This is a genomic window from Rhodoferax sediminis, from assembly GCF_006970865.1.
Taxonomy (GTDB): domain Bacteria; phylum Pseudomonadota; class Gammaproteobacteria; order Burkholderiales; family Burkholderiaceae_C; genus Rhodoferax_A; species Rhodoferax_A sediminis.
The window spans coordinates 1675567-1692964 of sequence record NZ_CP035503.1 but is presented as its reverse complement, the minus strand read 5'-3'; the positions used below and the strand labels follow the sequence as shown (position 1 = coordinate 1692964).

17 protein-coding genes and 3 pseudogenes are annotated in these 17398 nt (G+C 65.1%); 2 read left to right on the top strand and 18 right to left on the bottom strand.

Features of this window, described 5'->3' with window-relative positions; all coding sequences use genetic code 11:
* Nucleotides 1-7 precede the first annotated feature (7 nt).
* Together EUB48_RS08125 and EUB48_RS08120 are read right to left on the bottom strand one after the other, a co-directional pair.
* The gene (locus tag EUB48_RS08125; RefSeq protein ID WP_142818420.1) at nt 8-1513 is read right to left on the bottom strand and encodes an indolepyruvate oxidoreductase subunit beta family protein; all 1506 of its coding nucleotides are present in this window, start codon (nt 1511-1513) and stop codon (nt 8-10) included.
* A gap of 26 nt (nt 1514-1539) precedes the next feature.
* Nucleotides 1540-3705 carry a thiamine pyrophosphate-dependent enzyme gene (locus tag EUB48_RS08120; RefSeq protein WP_142818419.1) on the bottom strand — a complete coding sequence of 722 codons (2166 nt, stop codon included), beginning with the start codon at nt 3703-3705 and terminating at the stop codon, nt 1540-1542.
* 130 nt (nt 3706-3835) lie between these two features.
* On the opposite strand from EUB48_RS08120, the gene EUB48_RS08115 reads away from it, so the two are divergent.
* Nucleotides 3836-4300 carry a MarR family winged helix-turn-helix transcriptional regulator gene (locus tag EUB48_RS08115; protein ID WP_142818418.1) on the top strand — a complete coding sequence of 155 codons (465 nt, stop codon included), beginning with the start codon at nt 3836-3838 and terminating at the stop codon, nt 4298-4300.
* Nucleotides 4301-4315: 15 nt separating this feature from the next.
* On the opposite strand, the gene EUB48_RS08110 is transcribed toward EUB48_RS08115, so the two are convergent.
* From EUB48_RS08110 to EUB48_RS08095, 4 genes are read right to left on the bottom strand one after another with little or no spacing between them, the layout of a single operon-like run.
* Nucleotides 4316-5257 carry a quinone oxidoreductase family protein gene (locus tag EUB48_RS08110; RefSeq protein ID WP_142818417.1) on the bottom strand — a complete coding sequence of 314 codons (942 nt, stop codon included), beginning with the start codon at nt 5255-5257 and terminating at the stop codon, nt 4316-4318.
* Nucleotides 5254-6057, bottom strand: a complete 804-nt coding sequence (locus EUB48_RS08105) for an alpha/beta fold hydrolase (protein WP_142818416.1) — start codon at nt 6055-6057, stop codon at nt 5254-5256. The genes EUB48_RS08110 and EUB48_RS08105 overlap by 4 nt, the downstream gene beginning before the upstream one ends.
* 13 nt (nt 6058-6070) lie before the next feature.
* Complete coding sequence (locus tag EUB48_RS08100) at nt 6071-7060, bottom strand: 3-hydroxybutyryl-CoA dehydrogenase (RefSeq protein ID WP_142818415.1); 990 nt, start codon at nt 7058-7060, stop codon at nt 6071-6073.
* Entirely contained in the window at nt 7060-8133 is a 1074-nt protein-coding gene (locus EUB48_RS08095; RefSeq protein WP_142818414.1) for an NAD/NADP-dependent octopine/nopaline dehydrogenase family protein, read from the bottom strand. Before EUB48_RS08095 ends, EUB48_RS08100 begins: the two co-directional genes overlap by 1 nt.
* A 46-nt stretch (nt 8134-8179) precedes the next feature.
* Between EUB48_RS08095 and EUB48_RS08090 the strand changes: the two genes are divergently transcribed.
* A complete protein-coding gene (locus EUB48_RS08090; protein ID WP_142818413.1) occupies nt 8180-8551 on the top strand; it encodes a hypothetical protein in 372 nt (123 codons plus the stop codon).
* Between the two features lie 469 nt (nt 8552-9020).
* On the opposite strand, the gene EUB48_RS08085 is transcribed toward EUB48_RS08090, so the two are convergent.
* From EUB48_RS08085 to EUB48_RS08040, 12 genes and pseudogenes are all read right to left on the bottom strand, one after another.
* A complete protein-coding gene (locus tag EUB48_RS08085) occupies nt 9021-9230 on the bottom strand; it encodes a hypothetical protein (protein ID WP_142818412.1) in 210 nt (69 codons plus the stop codon).
* 235 nt (nt 9231-9465) lie between these two features.
* Nucleotides 9466-9870, bottom strand: a pseudogene (locus EUB48_RS08080) (IS66 family transposase); the annotation flags it as partial.
* Nucleotides 9871-9922: 52 nt separating this feature from the next.
* Entirely contained in the window at nt 9923-10207 is a 285-nt protein-coding gene (locus tag EUB48_RS08075) for a transposase (protein ID WP_142818411.1), read from the bottom strand.
* A gap of 351 nt (nt 10208-10558) precedes the next feature.
* A complete protein-coding gene (locus EUB48_RS08070) occupies nt 10559-11788 on the bottom strand; it encodes a lactonase family protein (RefSeq protein ID WP_142818410.1) in 1230 nt (409 codons plus the stop codon).
* A 5-nt stretch (nt 11789-11793) separates the two neighbouring features.
* Nucleotides 11794-12882, bottom strand: a complete 1089-nt coding sequence (locus EUB48_RS08065) for an Ldh family oxidoreductase (protein WP_142818409.1) — start codon at nt 12880-12882, stop codon at nt 11794-11796.
* A 13-nt stretch (nt 12883-12895) separates the two neighbouring features.
* The gene (locus EUB48_RS08060) at nt 12896-13609 is read right to left on the bottom strand and encodes an ABC transporter ATP-binding protein (RefSeq protein ID WP_210411708.1); all 714 of its coding nucleotides are present in this window, start codon (nt 13607-13609) and stop codon (nt 12896-12898) included.
* Nucleotides 13606-13827, bottom strand: coding sequence for an ABC transporter ATP-binding protein C-terminal domain-containing protein (locus EUB48_RS21955; RefSeq protein ID WP_338052446.1), 222 nt, complete (start codon nt 13825-13827; stop codon nt 13606-13608). The genes EUB48_RS08060 and EUB48_RS21955 overlap by 4 nt, the downstream gene beginning before the upstream one ends.
* Before the next feature lie 66 nt (nt 13828-13893).
* Nucleotides 13894-13977: pseudogene (locus EUB48_RS21950) on the bottom strand (hypothetical protein); the annotation flags it as partial.
* Between the two features lie 116 nt (nt 13978-14093).
* Nucleotides 14094-14369, bottom strand: a pseudogene (locus EUB48_RS21945) (ATP-binding cassette domain-containing protein); the annotation flags it as partial.
* On the bottom strand, nt 14366-15253 hold the full coding sequence (locus EUB48_RS08050) for a branched-chain amino acid ABC transporter permease (protein WP_244618424.1): 888 nt from the start codon (nt 15251-15253) through the stop codon (nt 14366-14368). The gene EUB48_RS08050 and the pseudogene EUB48_RS21945, both read right to left, overlap by 4 nt.
* A gap of 2 nt (nt 15254-15255) precedes the next feature.
* Nucleotides 15256-16140 (bottom strand): branched-chain amino acid ABC transporter permease, encoded by an 885-nt coding sequence (locus tag EUB48_RS08045; protein ID WP_142818407.1) that lies wholly within the window; start codon nt 16138-16140, stop codon nt 15256-15258.
* A 27-nt stretch (nt 16141-16167) separates the two neighbouring features.
* The gene (locus EUB48_RS08040) at nt 16168-17358 is read right to left on the bottom strand and encodes an ABC transporter substrate-binding protein (protein ID WP_142818406.1); all 1191 of its coding nucleotides are present in this window, start codon (nt 17356-17358) and stop codon (nt 16168-16170) included.
* Nucleotides 17359-17398: the final 40 nt, after the last annotated feature.

Here is a 17398-nt window from a genome sequence, read left to right as displayed (position 1 = left end):
CTCCTCTTCAGACGAGCGCGTGCTGCGCCAGTGCGGCACGCAGCTTGTTGCCGTGCTCGTCGGCGAGGGCTGCGTCGCGTAGTTCGCGCAGCGTGGCGGGCGCCAGTTGTGCACCGGCGCGCTCGACTGCTGCCATCAGCATCTCGTAGTTGCGCTGGCCGCGTTCGTGCGTGTCGCTGTAGCCTTTGACCAAGCGCTGGCACTCGGCGATTTCCACGGCCAGCGCCGGGTTGAAGGAAGCCGTCTGCGCGATGCGCTCGAGCCATTGCTCGATGAGCTGGTTCTCCTGCATGAAGCGCAGCGTCGAACGTCGCCAGCGCTTCATACCGGCGACGCAACGCAGCATCAGGAAACCGTGCAGCGAACTGGTCTGGATGACGCGGCCCTTCTTCGTGAAGCGCTCCACCAGCCGGCGTGGGCCGCTCGAGCCCATCAGCCAGCGGCCGATGCTGGCGGGCAGCGTCTCACAGATTTCCTGCAGGCGCGGATGCATGTATTCGTTGATCGCGAGAACCTGGCCCGCCTGCATGCGCACCTCGTCGCGTACGCGCTCGAAGCGCGACGCGCGCGTCTTCAGCGCTGCGACGCGGGCCGTGTCTTCATAGGACATCCACAGCGCGAGATGGCGCGCAGTGGCGTCGACCAGCCGGCCGCCATCATGGGCCGGCAGCGCACATACCTTGCCCATGCGCTCGAGGTAGGTGCCCGCATACGCCGGATCCTGGTAGTCGATCAGGCGGCGCACGCCCTCCAACAGCAGGAGGTGGGCGGAGGCCGGAAACTGCTGCTGCACGCGCTCGACCAGCGCGCGCACCGCGGGATGCTGAGGCCGAGGCGGCGCGGCGGCTGGCGTTGCAGTTTGCGCGTCGGGTATCTCGGCCCCACTCTGCGCACGATCGAATGCCGCACCGAAGGCTTTCAAGCTGGGTTTCACGCCGACGCCGCCTCGCTCCACCGTCGCCTCGAACTGGGCCCGGTTGAACGGCAGCACACCGGTGCCCGCAAGCGCGCCAAACAGCACGGCGCTGATCACACTGCCGGCCTCCTCGGCGGCTTGGGCCATATCAAAGCGCACAAAACGCCTGGCGGCGCCGTTCGCATGCGCGAGGAGTTGCGTGCTGTCGACACGGCCGTCGCCCATCGCGCTTTTTTCGGCGATTGAATAGACGCGATGCGTCGACGTAATCAGCGTGGTCCTGTCGCGTGTGACCAGGCCGCGCTGCACCGCGCGGCCGGCTTCCATGAGCTCGGAGGCCAGTACCACGTCGACATCGCCGGGCAGTGGCATCAGCGCCAGCACCGGTGTGCCGCCGTCGCTCTCGGCCTGCTGCTTCGGGAACAGCTCGACGTAATAGATGGTCGCGCCAGTGCGCTGCGCAACGCCGGGCACCGAGGTAGTCTGCGCCAGGTAGCCGCTGTGCTCGCCAAGATCGACGATCCAGTCGGCCAACACACCGCCGCCCTCGCCGCCCATGGCGAGGATTGCGATTTTGATGGGTTGTGTCGAGTTCATCGGTGCGTCTGTTTTGGGTGCGTGGCTCAGAACGCGTAGCGCGCGCGCTGGCGCGCCTCGCGCTCTTGCAGCCAGCCGATCAGGACCGCGCGCACGCGCTGGCGCAGCCGGTCCCAGCGGCTCGGATTGCTGACGATCTGCGCCTTGTAGAACGATGGGCACAGTACCGCCGCATGGGCCACTTCGCCGCAGACGCCGCAGCCCACGCAGCTGTCGAGTACGGTGGCCACCGGGTCGGTGCGCAGCGGATCGGGGTTCGGCTTGATCGACAGCGAGGGGCAGCCGTTCAAGCGGATGCAGGAATGGTCTCCGGTGCAGGTGTCGGCATCGACGCCGAAGCGGTCGCGCACTACGCGTTTGCCCGCGGCCACCGCCTTGCGCACCAGCGGTTTTTCGCGGCGCTGCTTGTTAAGCATGCATTCCGACTGTGCGATCAGCACCTTGGGGCCTTTTTCACCAGTTGTCAGCGCCTCTTTCAACGCATCGCGCATGCCGGCCACGTCGTAGGTGCGGCGGATGGTCTTCACCCATTTGACACCGACGCCGCGCACCGCCTTCTCGATCGCATGGCCGGTGCTGCGTGTCGGGTTCAGTGCCGTCGACGACATGATGTCTTGCCCACCAGTGGCCGCGCTGTAGCTGTTGTCGACAATGACAGTCAGGTTGTCGCTGCGGTTGAACACCGCGTTGGCGACGCCGCTGGTCAGCCCGTTGTGCCAAAAGCCGCCGTCGCCCATCACGCTGATCGCGCGTTTGCCATCCGGCGCGTTGAGCGCCGACGCGCCGGCGCCACCCAAGCCGTAGCCCATCGTGGTGTTGCCAAGGTTGAACGGCGGCAGGATGGAGAACAAATGGCAGCCGATATCAGCGCTGATATGATGCGGGCCCAGTTCGCTCTCGACCAGCTTCATCGCGCTGAAGATGGGCCGCTCCGGACAACCGGTGCAAAAGCCCGGCGGGCGCGCATTAACGCTGTCGGCCAGCGGTGCCAGCGCCAGCATCTCCGGCTCGGGCGCGGGACGGGCCGGCGCAGCTACCGGTGTCGGTTCCATCACTGGCTCGACGCGCCCGTAGCGTTCAAGAAAGGCACGGGCGCCCTTGAGCAGTTCGCTCGCGGTGTATTCACCGGCCATCGGCAGGATGTCCTTGCCGTGTAGCGTCGTTGTGGCGCCGCCCTGGCGCAGAATCGTCGCGACATTTTGCTCGATGAAATTCGGTTGCCCTTCCTCGACCATCAGGACGGCGCGCTTGCCTTCACAGAAGCGCAACACCTCACTGTCGATGACGGGATAAGCGACGTTCATCACATACAGTGGAATCTTGGAATTGCCGTAGACGTCGGCCACGCCCAGCCGCTCGAGTGCGCGCAGCAGCGTGTTGTAGCTGCCGCCTTGCACCACGATGCCGATATCGTCTGCGCCTTCGGCAAAAAACTCATTCAGTCCGCGCTCTTCAATGAAGCGCACCGCGGCCGGCCAGCGCTCGGTCACCTTCTCGTGCTCGTGCACGAAGCTCGCCGGTGGCAGCACGATGCGGCTCACGTCGCGCTGCGGTGTCTCCAGTGCATCGCGCACGGTGAATGCGGAGCGGCGGTTGTCGGCGGCGACGAACTCGCCGTGCACATGACAGGCGCGAATGCGCAGCTGCAACATCACGGGCGTGTGGCTCGCCTCCGACAGCTCGAAGCCCTGCTTCACCGCATCGACGATACACGGCAGGTTGGGCCGCGGGTCGAGCAGCCAGATCTGGGACTTCATCGCGAACGCATGGCTGCGCTCTTGCATGATGGACGAACCTTCGCCGTAATCCTCGCCGACGACAATCAGTGCGCCACCGGTAACGCCGCCGGAAGCCAGGTTGGCGAGTGCGTCGGAGGCCACGTTGGTGCCGACGGTCGACTTGAAGGTCACCGCGCCGCGCAGCGGGTAGTTCACGGAGGCGGCGAGCGTTGCCGCCGCGGTCGCCTCGCTTGCGCTGTTCTCGAAGCGGATGCCGTGTTCGGCAAGAATGTCCTGCGCGTCGGCCAGTACGTCCATCAGGTGCGAGATCGGCGCACCCTGGTAGCCCGCCACATAGGCCACGCCGGATTCGAGCAACGCCTTGGTGACGGCCAGGATGCCCTCGCCGCGGAACACCTCGCCGGCACCCAGCCTCAGCTTCTTGACTTCTTCGACAAACGAACGCTCAGCCATAGTGATCCCCATGAGGCGCAACAGGCGCAATCAACAGCTAGTCGCATAAAAAACTAGTTTATGATTAAATATATGATAAATCATGTTTTCATGATCTAGGTGGAAACCCTCATCAATGCACAATAAGGACATGCAGACCTCACGCACTGACTCGGCTCGTTTTGTCGACGACTATCTGCCGGCGCTGCTGGCGCAGGCAAGCCGGTTGATCTCGGGTGAGTTCCACCTTGTCGTCAACGCCAACGGTTTCACCGTGTCCGAATGGCGGGTGCTCGCCGCGCTGGCCGGAAGCGAGCCGATCAGCATCGGCCACATCGCGCAAATCACGACCATCAAGCAGTCGACGGTTAGCCGCCTGCTCGACCGCATGGAGGCTGCGGGTTATGTGGAGCGGCTGAACAAGGACGGTGACCGGCGCATCACCCTGGTGACCATCACCCCGGCTGGCAACCGCATGGTGTTACGCCTGATTCCGCTGGCGCGCGAGCACGAACAGCGTGTGCTCGAACCCTTTGGCCTGCAGCGTGCCGAGGAACTCAAGTCGACCCTGCGCAGCATCATCGAGCTGCACGGAACGCCGGTCCTGGACACCTGAACGTCGAATGCGCGTTCAGGCCGACGGGGCGAGCACCGCCCGCCCGCGATGGCCGCGTTGAGTGATCCATGCCAGTGCGGCGGCAGCCTCGTGCAGCGGAAAGCGCGTGACCTCCAAGCACAGCCGGCCATCGCTCAGACGCTCTAACAGCTGGGGGACCGCCGCTCGGCCGGCCGCTTCGCGCCGCAGCATGTTCAGCGGCAGCAGGACGACATCGCGCTGCAGCAGTTCGGGCAGATCGAGCGAGACGGCCTGGCCCGCGGTGTAGCCAACCAGCACAGCGCGCCCGCCCGGCGCGACGGATCGGAGCATGGCCGGCAACAGCGCGCCACCAACGGTGTCGATCAGCGCATCGACCGCAAGGTCTGTGTCCGACGTTGCCATGTGCTCGGCCAGCACCGCATCGGCCCCGACGGGCAGCCGCGCCGCCTGCGCCGCATCACGTACGACCGCATGCACCCGCAGGCCCATGGCGAGCGCAAGCTGCACCGTGACCGAACCGACCGCTCCGGTGGCGCCAGTCACCAGCACCCGTTCACCGACCTGCACACGCGCTACCTCGTGCAGCGCCACCCAGGCCGAGGTACAGGGTGAAAAGAAGGCCGAACCGAGCGCCATGGATACCGCGTCGGGCAGCCGTCCAATAGCCTCGTCGGGTGCACCGATCAGCTCGCTCCAGGTGCCGTCGCTGCGAATGCCCAGCCCGCAGCCGCGCAGCCACACCCGCTCGCCAATGGCAAAGCGGCCGCTGGACCGAACCACGCCCGCGGCCTCCACGCCCGGGATGTAGGGCATCGGCGGGTGATGCAGGAAGCGCCCTTCCCAGACCGTGCGATCGATATGGCCGACGGTGGCGGCATGCATTTCGACGATGGTGCGACCAGGTGCGGGTCGCGGCGCTTCGACCTCGTCGAGACATGGCGCATCACCGAACGCGTGGATGCGCATCGCCTTCATGGCTGAGCTTCAAGAAAGGCCAGCACGGCTCGGGCGAAGGCCTGTGGCAGTTGGTCCGGCAGCGGCACCATGCCGCCATCGATGTCGGCCACGCGTGCCTGGGGCAGGTGCGCCTGCAGTTCAGGCACATGCGGCGACGCGAAGGGATCGCCACTGGCGCGTACCAGCAGCGTCGGCTGGGTCACGCGGCCGATGCGGTCCTCCATGCGGTACGAGGCGACGGCGCGGTGCCCACCCTCGACGTCGCCCGACACCTTGAGCGCATCGCGCACGAAAGCTTCCAGCAGTTCCGGCCGGCCCGTCGGATAAAAGGATTGGCGACGCTGCCACAACGCCGCCAGGTGGCTGCCATCGGCGCGCAGCTCGACCGCGTCGATGGGCGGCCGTTCGCGCCGCGCGCGGCGGAAGGCCTCGCCAGTGAAGGGCGTCGAGGACAGCACCAGCGAGGCAACACGTGACGGAAACGAGGCCGCGATCTCAAGGGCAATCACGCCACCGGTGTGGTGGCCAAGCACATGAGCCCTTGCGATGGACAGCGCATCGAGCAGTTCGACCGCCACCGCCGCCCAGCGTTCGATACTCGCCGACCCGGGCAACGGCGCGGAGTCGCCGAAGCCGGGCGTGTCCATGGCGATGGCGCAAAAGCGTTGCCCGAGCAGCGGCAGCACCTCGCGGTACTCCATCCAGCTGCGCGGCGTCTGGTGTAACAACAGGATGGGCGGCGCAGCCGTGTCGCCGCAGATGGCATAGTGGATCTGCCCGTGGGACAGATCGGCGAAGGCGCGGCGGATGGCAGGCATGAAGATGAGTATCTCAGGGCTGCGTTGAGTCTGCCGGCGCTTGCCACAGGCCGGCGTGGCGCAGCATGCCCAGCGTGCGCGCCAGCACGTCGCGCCGGTAGGCCGCCAGGTCGCGGCCGGCGTAATCGTAGAAGCCGCTGCCGGTCTTGACGCCGAGGTGCCCCTGCTCGACCATGTGGCCGACAATGGCCGGCGCGGCGTAGCGATGTGCATCGATGGAGGCCGCCATCTCACGGCTGGCATGGTGCAGGATGTCGCTGCCACCGAAGTCGATGAACTCCACCACGCCGAGGGCAGCGAAGCGCAGGCCGAGGCCGAAGCGCGTGGCCTTGTCAATCTCCTCGGCCGTGGCAGCGCCCTCCTCGATCATGCGCGCGGCCTCGTTCATGATCAGTGCCTGAAGTCGCGGCACGATGTAACCCGGCGTGGCGCCGCATAGCACCGGCAGCTTGCCGATCGCCTCCATCAGCTGCCGCGTGCGTGCTACCACCGCGGCATCGGTGCCGGCATGCGTACTCAGCTCGACCACCGGAATCAGGTAGGCCGGGTTGAGCCAGTGCATGTTGAGGAAGCGCTCAGGGCGGTGCACCAGCTCAGCCAGTTGCGTCACGAGGATGCTGCTGGTCGTCGAGGTCAGGATGGCGTCGTCGCTGCAATGGCGGTTGATCTGCTCGAAGGCGTCGCGCTTGGCCGCCATCGTCTCGGGTACGCCCTCGAACACCAGCTCGGCCCGGGCAAGTGCGGCCGGTGCGCCATCGGCATCGACCAATTCCACCCGCGCGGCAATGGCTTCGACTTGCGCCGGCTGCAGCGCACCGAGCTGCGCCAGGCCGTCAAGGCTGGCGCGGATCTCGTCGCGCGCTTCTTCGCACAGCCGCTGCCACGCCTCGGGCGAGCGCTGGCGCAGGTCGACGAGTGCGATGCGGTGGCCGGCATAGGCAAACGCGATGGCTATGCCGCGCCCCATGCGGCCCGCTCCCACGGCAGCGAAGCGGGCTATCATCAGGCTCCGTCGTGCAGGCGTTGCTGCAGCGCCTCGCGACTCATGCCGGCGAGACCCAGCGCCTCAAGGGTACGCGGGCCGTGACGCAGGTCGCGCCCGAGGAAGCCGCCGACGATCGCGAGCAGGCCGTGGGCGATCGGCGCGTCGGTGCCGCTCCAGCGCGCAACCGACGCGAGGAAGGCAAGGCCGAGTTCGGTATCCTCGGTAATGTACCGGTGCGTGTGCAGATCGATGTTCTCGCGCCAATCGCCCGATTTGACGAGTTGCCTGTGCGCATCGCCGTACATCCACTGGTCGTTGTCGTAGTGGTCGGCCAGGGGGTAATGCGGGCCGCCGTAGCCGAGCGATTCGCGCACCGCGATACGCTCGTGGTCGAGTCGGTCGGTGACGGCGCGCACCGCGGGCTGCGTACCCTCGTTGTGGATATCCCAGCGCTCGAAGTGCTGCAGCGGCGCCGCATTCATCACCATCAGCGGCGGATGGATCACCGGTCCGGCGTTCATCAATGCACCCGACAGCGCATCGCCGCAGCCGTGCACGCTCGCATAGGCCTGGCGGATCACGGCGATGGCCTGCTTCTCATCGCGCGCCGGATAGACACCTGTGGGCAGGCGCACCGCGCGGATGGTCACATTGACTTCGCGCTCGCCGTGCTTTCGCGCCAGATAGGGCAGCGTGCCGGTCTCGGCCCAAGCCACCTGCGCCATGTTGCCGGCGTCGCGCACCAACCGGGCCATTACGTAGCTACCGAAGGTGCCAGGGGCAAGGAAGACGACCTGCCCGCTCACCAGGTGCGGCGCCATCGCGCGCGCGATGTCGGCCTGCGCGACGGCGGGGCTCGGAATCAGGACCAGCTGCGCGTTCAGCAGCGCCTCGCCGATGTCCGCCGTAGCATGTGCGATCCGCACCTCGCGCGATCCGTCGGCGTCCTTGAGGACGATCGCCCCGGTGTCGATCACCGGTTGCAGCGCCGCGGCGTCGCGGCGCCACAGCCGCACTTCATGACCAGCTTCCGACAGATCGGCAGCGGCGGCGTAGCAGCCGTGGCCCCCACCGAGAACAGCAATTTTCATAGTCAACGAGCACCGGGTTGGATTTGGAATCTGAACATGGACTGTCGTGCTTAGTTTGTCTGCACAAGAGCACAAGAAATATATTACTTTTCATATTTTCATACGTCAACTGTTTTCCTGTAGTGTTTTACCCGCTCAACGGGATGCCAGCATTCGCATGAGTTCCGGCAGCATCGCTGGTGTCGCGGCCGGCCCCATCCTTCCAATATGGAACCCAAAAGCGCGCGTGTCGCCACAAGCGACGGGGCGCTCGACTTTGGAACTCGTCGCCCCCGATCTGCACATCGGGGCGCTGCACACCCAACTGGCGCCGGGCCTCGCGCAGCACGGCCTGGCCAAAGCTGTAGTCCTGACCGATCAGGTAGCCCCACAGCAGACCAGGTCACAGTTCGTCTTCGTGGAAAGATTGCCCAAGTGATGATGGGCTTTTACCTAAACGTTTCTGAACTTGCTAGGCAAGAGCCACGGTTCGCCAAATTGATCAAAAAGGTAATTCAGAAGACTCAGGCATTTCAATCAAACTGACCTGGCATAGGTTTGGGGGTCACAAATTGAATCGCAGTAATCCCCGCGGCTCACACAAAATTTGCTCCGTACCCATAAAAGTCAGAAGGTTCTGAGACAAAACGGCTTTGAGACCACTTTTTGGCCTGTCCCGGGAATGCCCCAGTCAGGAGCCCAAAGCAAAAAACCCCGCACGGGGCGGGGCTTCAGGCAACTTCCATTTACGTATAGCCAGTTGGAAGTCAATGTACTGAACGGAGTCGTTCACATAAAGCCTCAAAACCCTTATGAATAATAGGTTTCAAGATTTGAATAATCTCCAATACCCCCAAAAATACCCCCAACGAATTTGGAGGCCCCCTTTTCATAAACCCACGAGCAGATTAGCATCCACCAAGCGGTAAGAAAATAATTCGTGTTGTCGCGGCAATCCAACGAAACTGCTTGGCTCTTGGGTCTTTTGCTTCGCTCTGCCCCGCAGCCTTGAACTCGTTGCATGCCTTAGCGGTGGGCCAGACCAAGGCAGACTCCTCCACGACACTGGATCCGAACTGGAGATCCTCGGAGTCCAGCAAGTCGTTGAGTGCAGACATGCCGAGCTTCGCCAACCCGTGAGAGCTTCGGTGTCAAACGCGCCATCCGAGGACTCCGATTTGAGGTTACAGGGGTTCAAAAAACGAAGCACCTCCCAGTCGCGAAACAGCCTGAAGCTACCGACGGTAGTCGACTGATTCTCCAGTCATCTTGCGACGTAGGCTAGTCTTTCTGCCAACAACGCAGTAAACGAGCCCAAACTGATCCGCTGGCGTCTTTTCAACACAGACCCAGTCGCAGGTACGCGTAGGGATCATGCCCGTTCAGTCGTGCCGAGTGCACCTGGCTCATCACCGCGGCCGCACGCTGTCCCGCCCGCAGTGATCCGGCGAACAGCCCGTTCGAGCACCCATTGGCGATCGGCCGGATCTGGTTCTCCACCCGGTTGTTGTCGGCAGGCAAGTTCCCGTCGTCGAGGTAGCGCGTCAGCGCTGCCCAGCGGTTGAGGCTGTAGTCGATGGCTTTGATCGTGGCTGAGCCCTCGGGCAGCTTGCGGCGCTGTTGCGTGAGCCACAGGTGCAGCGCATCGGCCACTGGGCGGCTGCGCTCTTGCCGTATCTGCCGTCGCTCGGGGGCCTCCAGTTCATGCACTTCGCGCTCGACTGCATACAGCTGGACGAAGAATTTGAGCGTCTGCTCACCGCAGCAACTCGCGCATCCACACCGCACAGTCGCCGGTACTGGCGACCGGCTAGGTGATCGTCATCGTCATGGCGCCTCGGCGCAGTTCCACCCCGATGTCATGCGCCGCCGTGGCCACCGGCGCGGGGAGTGCAACCGCAATGAAGGCGGCATCTGCACAGGGCGCGGCGCCCGCGTTTGTCAGGCGGCGCCACTTGTGCACAACGTTGGCATTGATCCCGTGCGACATCGTCACGCTCGCCACTGACGCTCCGGGCTGTTCGCACTCGCTCAGAATCTGCGCCTTGAGATCGGGGTCATGACGCCGTCGGGTGATCTTCTTGGAGTCTTTCATGGTGTCCACTTAGATTTCTTGGTGGGCGCCATCCTTGCCGCTTAGCCGGGCAAATTCAAGAAAGGGATGGCCGGACGCTTACTTACCAAGGCCTGAAATTGCTTGACAAATGGGGAAGCCCTTGTAGCTCCCTAAGGGAACAGGAAGTTACCAACATGCCCGTCATCGCGAAGCGCGGCAATCCATGACTGCGCTTTTTCGACGATGGATTGCCGCACTTCGTTCGCGATGACGAATCGGGGGCATGGATCGCCACGGCCTGGGGCCTCGCCATGACGAAAGTATTTTGATTATTTCTGCGTTCCTAAGCCTGCTTAACCATCAGCAGCGCCGCCCGCGTGGGCGCGGCAGCTAGGCGCCACGCACGCTGCCGTTGAGGTGCGACCAGAAAAGGTTCAGGCGGTCGTTGTCCATGTCCTGCACCCGCGCCAGGCTCAGACGCCCATCGGGTGCGCAGCGAAAGAAGGTCAGCCGCGCGGGCACGCGCTCCACCGCGTCGCCGCGCCGCGCCAGCGCGGGCAGAATGCTGGCGGCCACCAGCAGTTCGCCGCTGGCGTCGAACGAGAAGGTGCGCACGTGTACGCTCTCGGTCGGCACGTGCTGCAGAAGTTCGGGCTGACCGGTGTCGGCGTCGAAGGCAAAAACAGCGATGTTGTTGCCCGCTAGCGGGGACGGCACGCTGCCGTCGCCATATACCGCCGTGTCATGGCGGTTCACGACGTACAGGAAGCGCCCGGATGGGTGAAAGTGCACGGTGCCGCAGAGCTGGTCATGGCTGTCGGCGCGCGGCACGTCCAGCGTGGAGACACGAAACGCCGGCGCCTCGGCGAAACGGTCGCGCACCACCGCGTAGATGTGCAACTCGTTATGTCGCTCCACCGAGACCGCGGCCCAGCGACCATCGGGATGGAACTCCAGATGGCGCGGCCCGAAGCCCCGGCCGCCTCCCGGAGCCGCCGAGGCGGTGTGGGCCAGCCGCTCCCCATCAAGCGCAAGAAACTCGAACGAGCCGGGCTCTTCGTCCCGGCCGGGCACGGCGTGGTTGCCGCGCGCCACCACCACCATCGCCGCCGCCTCACCCGAGGGCAGCATGAGCACCTGATGGGGGAACACGCCGACGCGCGGTTCGGGCGATTGCGGGAGCACCTCGCCCGCGCGGCCCTCGGCATCGATCGCGTGCGCAGTGATGCGTGCCGGTGCGTTGTAGACCACCAGCGCGTGGCGCGCTGTGGGGTCGAGCGTCAGGTGGATCGGACGTGTGGGCAGCGGCACCTGGGCGAGCAGGCGCATGGTGCCGTCGCGCTCATCCACCACCACGGTGGCGAGCAGGTGCAGGTCGTCGGCCTTGGAGATCGGCCGGTTGCTGCAGGCGACGTAGAGCAGGTTGCTGTGGGGATGCGGCCAGACGTACTGCACCGGCGCGGCGAGCGTGAGCCGGCTGATCTCGTGCAACGAGAGGTCGTTGCGATCCACGCGCAAGCAGACCAAGTCTGGCCCGATGGCCAAGTGCAGCACCAGCCCGTCCGTGTGCCACGGATAGGCAATGCCGCCGCAGTGCCAGACGCGCGCACCAGATGTCATACGCCTCAAGCCCCCACAAGTGTGTAAGGCACACTGGCATTGTCGGCGATGGCACGCAATTGCGCCAGCAGGGTTTCGGGCATGGGAATCCCGCTGAGCTCGCGCTCGCGGCGCGCGGCGCGCTCCGGGTCGCCCGCCACCTGAACCGGCCAATCGGCATGCACGGGCCGCGATCCCTTAAGCACGTCGATCACCTGCGCGACGTCGTGCTCGAGCTCGCCCTCGTCGCGGAACGCGCCGGGGTTGATGGCGAGGAAGAAGTGGCCGATGTTGTGCGGCACCGGACCGTTGGCCTGTCGGTTGCGCACCGGCGAAAACGAGCCGCCGGTGAGCGCACTGGCGAGGATCTGCACCATCACGCTCAGGCCGTAACCCTTGTGCCCGCCCGTCACGCTGTCGCCCCCCAGCGGGGTGAGGCCGCCGTCGTGCTGCGCATGGCACAGCGCCAGCGCCAGCGCGGAATCCTGCACGGACCGCCCCTGGCCGTCCACGACCCAGCCGGCCGGCAGCTCACGGTCGTTGAGCGCGTACACCTTGACCTTGTTGACGGCGACGGTGGAGGTGGACATGTCGAGCACGAAAGGCCCGTGGCCCGCGGCGGGGGCCGCAAAGGCGATAGGATTGGTGCCCAGCAGCGGATCGGCCCCGCGCGTGGGGATCACGCCCGCCACGCTGGTGGACGAGGTGACAAAACCCAGCATACCGTGCTGCGCCGCCATCTCGGCGTACAGGCCGGTGGCGCCAAAGTGGTGCGAGTTGCGCACCCCCACCGCGCCGATGCCGCTGTGGCGTGCCTTCTCGCACGCCAGCAGCATGGCCTCGCGCGCGACCGGATGGCCTAGGCCCCGGTCGGCGTCGATCAGGGCCAGCACCGGCGTGTCGCGCACGAAGGTACGCGAGGGTGCCATGTTCAAGGTGCCCTGCTTGCGCATCTTCTCGTACATGGGCAGCATCGACACGCCGTGCGAGTCGATAGCGCGCAGGTCGGTCTCGACCATGAGCTCGGCGGTGGTCCGGGCGTCATCGGCGCGCATGCCCCACGCCAACAGGATGTTCTGCGTGAGGGTGAGCAGTTGGTCCGCGTGCACGTTCATCGCTAATTCTCCCTCACGCCGCGCCCAAGTAGGCATCCTGTACGAGATCGCTCTGCAGGAGCTCGCTGGCCGAGCCCGACATGGTCATCTCGCCGTTCTGCAGCACGTAAGCACGGCTGGAGATCTCCAGGGCCAGCTGGGCGTTCTGTTCCACGAGCAGGATGGTCACGCCCGTGGCCGCGATCTGGCGGATGTTGTCGAACACCCTCTCGACCATGATGGGCGACAGGCCCATCGAGGGCTCGTCCAGCAGCAGCAGCTTGGGCTGCGACAGCAGCGCGCGCTCCAGCGCCAGCATCTGCTGCTCCCCGCCACTGAGCACACCGGCCTTCTGCGCTCGGCGTTCGGCCAGCACGGGAAAGCGCGCGTAGGCTGCGTCGATGTCCGACTGCACTCCAGCGGTGTCTCGACGCAGATGCGCCCCCATGAGCAGGTTCTCGTGCACCGTCATCTGGGTGAAAATGCCGCGTCCCTCGGGCACCTGCACGATGCCGCGGTCGGTGATACGCGACGCTTTGAGGCCGACCACGTTCTCACCCTGGAACACCACGCAACCCGAGCGGGGCCGCAGGATGCCGGAGATGGTGTTGATAAGCGTGCTCTTGCCCGCCCCGTTGGCGCCCAGCAGGCAGACCACATCGCCGTCATGGACCTCCAGCGACACGCCATTGAGCGCGACGATCTGCCCATAGGCGGTAACCACGTCTTCGACCACTAGCATGCTCATGCGGATTTTCCCAGGTAGGCCTCGACAACGGAGGGGTTCTTGCGCACCTCGGCCGGCAGGCCCTCGGCCAACTTCTGTCCGAAGTTCATCACGGCGATGCGGTCGCACAGACCCATCATCAGCCGCACGTTGTGTTCGATAATGACCACCGTGAGGTCGCCCGCGGCCATCAGCCGGCGCAGCAGGTCCGACAGCTCGATCGCCTCGCGCGTGTTCATGCCCGCAGCCGGCTCGTCCAGCATAAGCAGGCTGGGCCGGGCGGCCAGCGCACGCGCCAGTTCCAGGCGGCGCTGCTCGCCATAAGATAATGCCGCGGCCGGGTCTTCGGCACGGTGCGACAACCCCACGGTGTCGAGCAGAACCTCCACTTGCCGGCGCAGCGCCCGCTCGCCGTGGCGGAAGCGTCGGCGCGCGGTAAACACATCCAGCAGGTGGTAGGACAGGCCGATGTGCCCCCCACCATCACGTTCTCGCGCACGCTCATGGTGTCAAACAGGCGGATCGTCTGGTAGGTGCGGGCGATGCCCAGCTGCGCGATCTGCTCGGGCGACTTGCGCGTGGTTTCCACGCCATTGAGAACGACACGGCCGCCGTCGGGCCGGATCAGGCCGGTGACGAGATTGAACAGCGTGGTCTTGCCAGCGCCATTGGGGCCGATCACGCCATAGAGCTGACCGGCTTCCACCGTGAAACTCACGCCGTTTACGGCCTTGACCCCGCCGAAGCTGCGCGAGACGCCATCGAGTTGCAGCAGGCTCATGCCTTGGGCCCTTCCATGGCCGGATCAGCGTGGGCCACGCGGTCCTTGCGGCGTCGAAAAAGCTTGCGCACCTCCAGCAAGCCATCAGGCACAAAGACCACCACGACCAGCACCGACACCCCATAGATGATCATTCGCCAGTCCTGCAGGAAGCGGAACACCTCCGGCAGCAGGGTCAGCACAATGGCCCCGAGCACCGGCCCCCAATAGCTGCCCAGCCCGCCGAAGACCGCGTAGATCAGCACCAACACGGCTGCGAAGAAGCTGAACTCCGATGGCGAAAGGTAGTTGGTGTGGTGCGCCGAGAAACTGCCAGCGACTGAGGCCATCACTGCGCCCGCCACAAAGGCCGCGATCTTGTAGCGCGTGGTCGGAATGCCCATAGTGCGCGCGGCCATCTCGTCGCGGCCGATAGCCACCAGCGCGCGCCCGTAGCGTGAATGCCGCAGCTGGTGGAAACCGTAGAGCAGCAGCACTAAAAAGGCAAACACATGCCAGGTTTCGGTGGCCGCGGGAATGGCGCTCAGGCCCATGGCGCCGCCGGCGTAGTCCCAGTTCAGCACGGTGAAGCGCACCAGCTCGCCAAACCCCACGGTGGTGATGGCCAGGTAGACGCCCTTCAGGCGCAGGATGGGCCCGCCGATGAGAAAGGCGATGCCTGCGGAGATCATCGCGGCTAACACCAGCGAGAAGGGGTACGGCACCCCGGCGTTCATCGACAGCAGGGCCGACGAGTACGCCCCGATGGCCATGAAGCCGATGCAGGCGAGCGAGAGCTGGCCCGCCAGCAACATGATGTAGACGCTCAGCGCCAGCACGGCGTTTTGCGCCACCAAGTAGATCAGGAAGCCGTAGGAACCGAAGAAGTCGACGATTGCTTGCACGTTCAAGCCCTCACTTCACGCGACGAGCCCAACAGACCCGACGGCTTGAGCAGCAACATGCCCATGAGCACTACGAAGACCGCCGCGTCACGGTAGTCGGACGACAGGTAGACTACGGTGCCGATTTCTGCAAAACCGATCAGCATCCCGCCCAGCAGCGCGCCAGGAATGGAGCCCATGCCACCGAGGATGATGACCGCGAAGCCCTTGAGGTCGACCCAGTTCCCCATGTACGGAGAGGCCGAGTTGTAGGCCACGCCCAGGAACGCGCCCGCGATGCCGGCCAGCACGGAGGCGATGACAAACATCCAGGCGATGGTGCGGTCGACGTCCACGCCCATGAGCCGCGCCACCTTGGGGTTCTCCTGCAGGGCGCGGATGGAGCGGCCCAAACGCGTGCGCGCCACCATGTACCAGAGGGCGCCCATGAGCACCAGGGCCACGACCAGGAGCACCACGTGCAGCAGGGACACCTGGACGCCACCGACCTCGACGGACTGGGCGAAGGGCACGGCGTCGTCGGGGTAGCGCACCACGCGGGTACCGAAGATCTTTTCGGCCACGTGCACCAGCACGATGGACAGCGCCAGGCTCGAGACCAGGGGCGGCAGGTGCCCCGAGCTTCGGCCCCGCAAGGGCCTGAAGGCCGCGTGCTCCAGCAGTAGGCCCATGAGGCCGCAGAAGACGATGGTGATGAGCAGGGCAAAACCGAAGTTCACCCCCAGGGCGCTCATGAGGTACCAGGAGAGCATCGCACCCCACATGAACACGGCTCCATGCGCCATATTCAGGATGTCCAGCACACCGAAGATCAGTGTCAGGCCAGCTGCGAATAGTGCGTAGAAAGCCCCCTGCGAGAGTGCGTTGATGATCTGCTGGCTGAGCATGACGGGCTTCCTGGACTGCGCGCGGCTTTAGCGGGCGATGACGTGCTTGCCGCCTTGCACCTTGATGACGGCACCAGCTACATGGGGGTCGCGCTTCTCGTCGAACTCGATATGGCCGAGCACGCCGTCGTAGGTCTTGATCGCGGCCAGGCTGTCGCGCAACTTGCTACGCGCCACGGCTACGCTGTCACCTTTGCCGATCTTAGCGGCCAGCAGAGCCTGCTTGACGATGTACATGGCGTCGTAGGTCTGCGCGGCCAACCAGTCCGGGTCGGACTTGTACTTCTCGCGGTATTTCTTGACGAATTCGACGTTCTTCGGATGGTCCATTGATAGGAACCAGGGCGTGGCCGACAGCGCGCCTTCCATCGCGGCGCCGGCGTCCTTCACCACGCCAACGGCGTTGAACGCGTTGCCGCCGATGAAGCGAACCTTGTCCAGACCCAGCTTGCGCGCCTGTGTCATGATGCCCACGGCCTCCTGCCCCTGCGAGGAGATCACCAGCGTGTCGGGGTTGACCGCTTTGATCTTGGTGAGCTGCGCGGAGAAATCCACGTCGCCAGTACGCAGGGTCTCCACGTCCACGATCTGGATGCCCGCAGCCTTGAGCGCGGCCTGGTAGGCCTTGAACTCGCCCACGCTGAACTGGTCGTCGTTGGTGTAGATCTGGGCCGCGCGGACGCTCTTGAGCTGCTCCTTGGCGACCTTCACCGTCGCGGGAATTATGGTGGCGGACTCCACCGAGGTGCGGAATATGTAGTCACCAATGCCGGTGACCCCCGGCGTGGCCACTGAGGTGAGCATCACCGGCACCTTGGCCCGCTGCGCCAGCGGACCAGCGGCAAATACCTGGCCACCAATCAAGGGGCCGAAGATCAACAGGACGTTGTCGCGCTGGATGAACTTCTGGTACACGTTGATCGCGTCGTCCTTCGTCGAGCGGTCGTCCTCCAGCATCAGGTCGATCTTGAGGTCGCCCTGGGCGTTGAGTTCAGACAGCGCCATGTCGAGTGCGTTCTTGATGGTCGCCGAGTAGATTGCCACCGGCCCACTGAGCGCGTACACCGCACCCAGTTTGGCTGTGGTGATGGTGTCACTGCCTTGGGCGGCGGCCGGCAGGGCGGCCGCGCCGGCCAGCAGCAGGGAAAGCACGGCGCGGCCGATGCGGCGAAGGTGCCGGTGCTTGGACCCGGGCATCGAGGTGTTGCAGCTGTACATGGTGTCCCCTTCTTTGTGAGTTGATCGGCGTGTGGCCGGG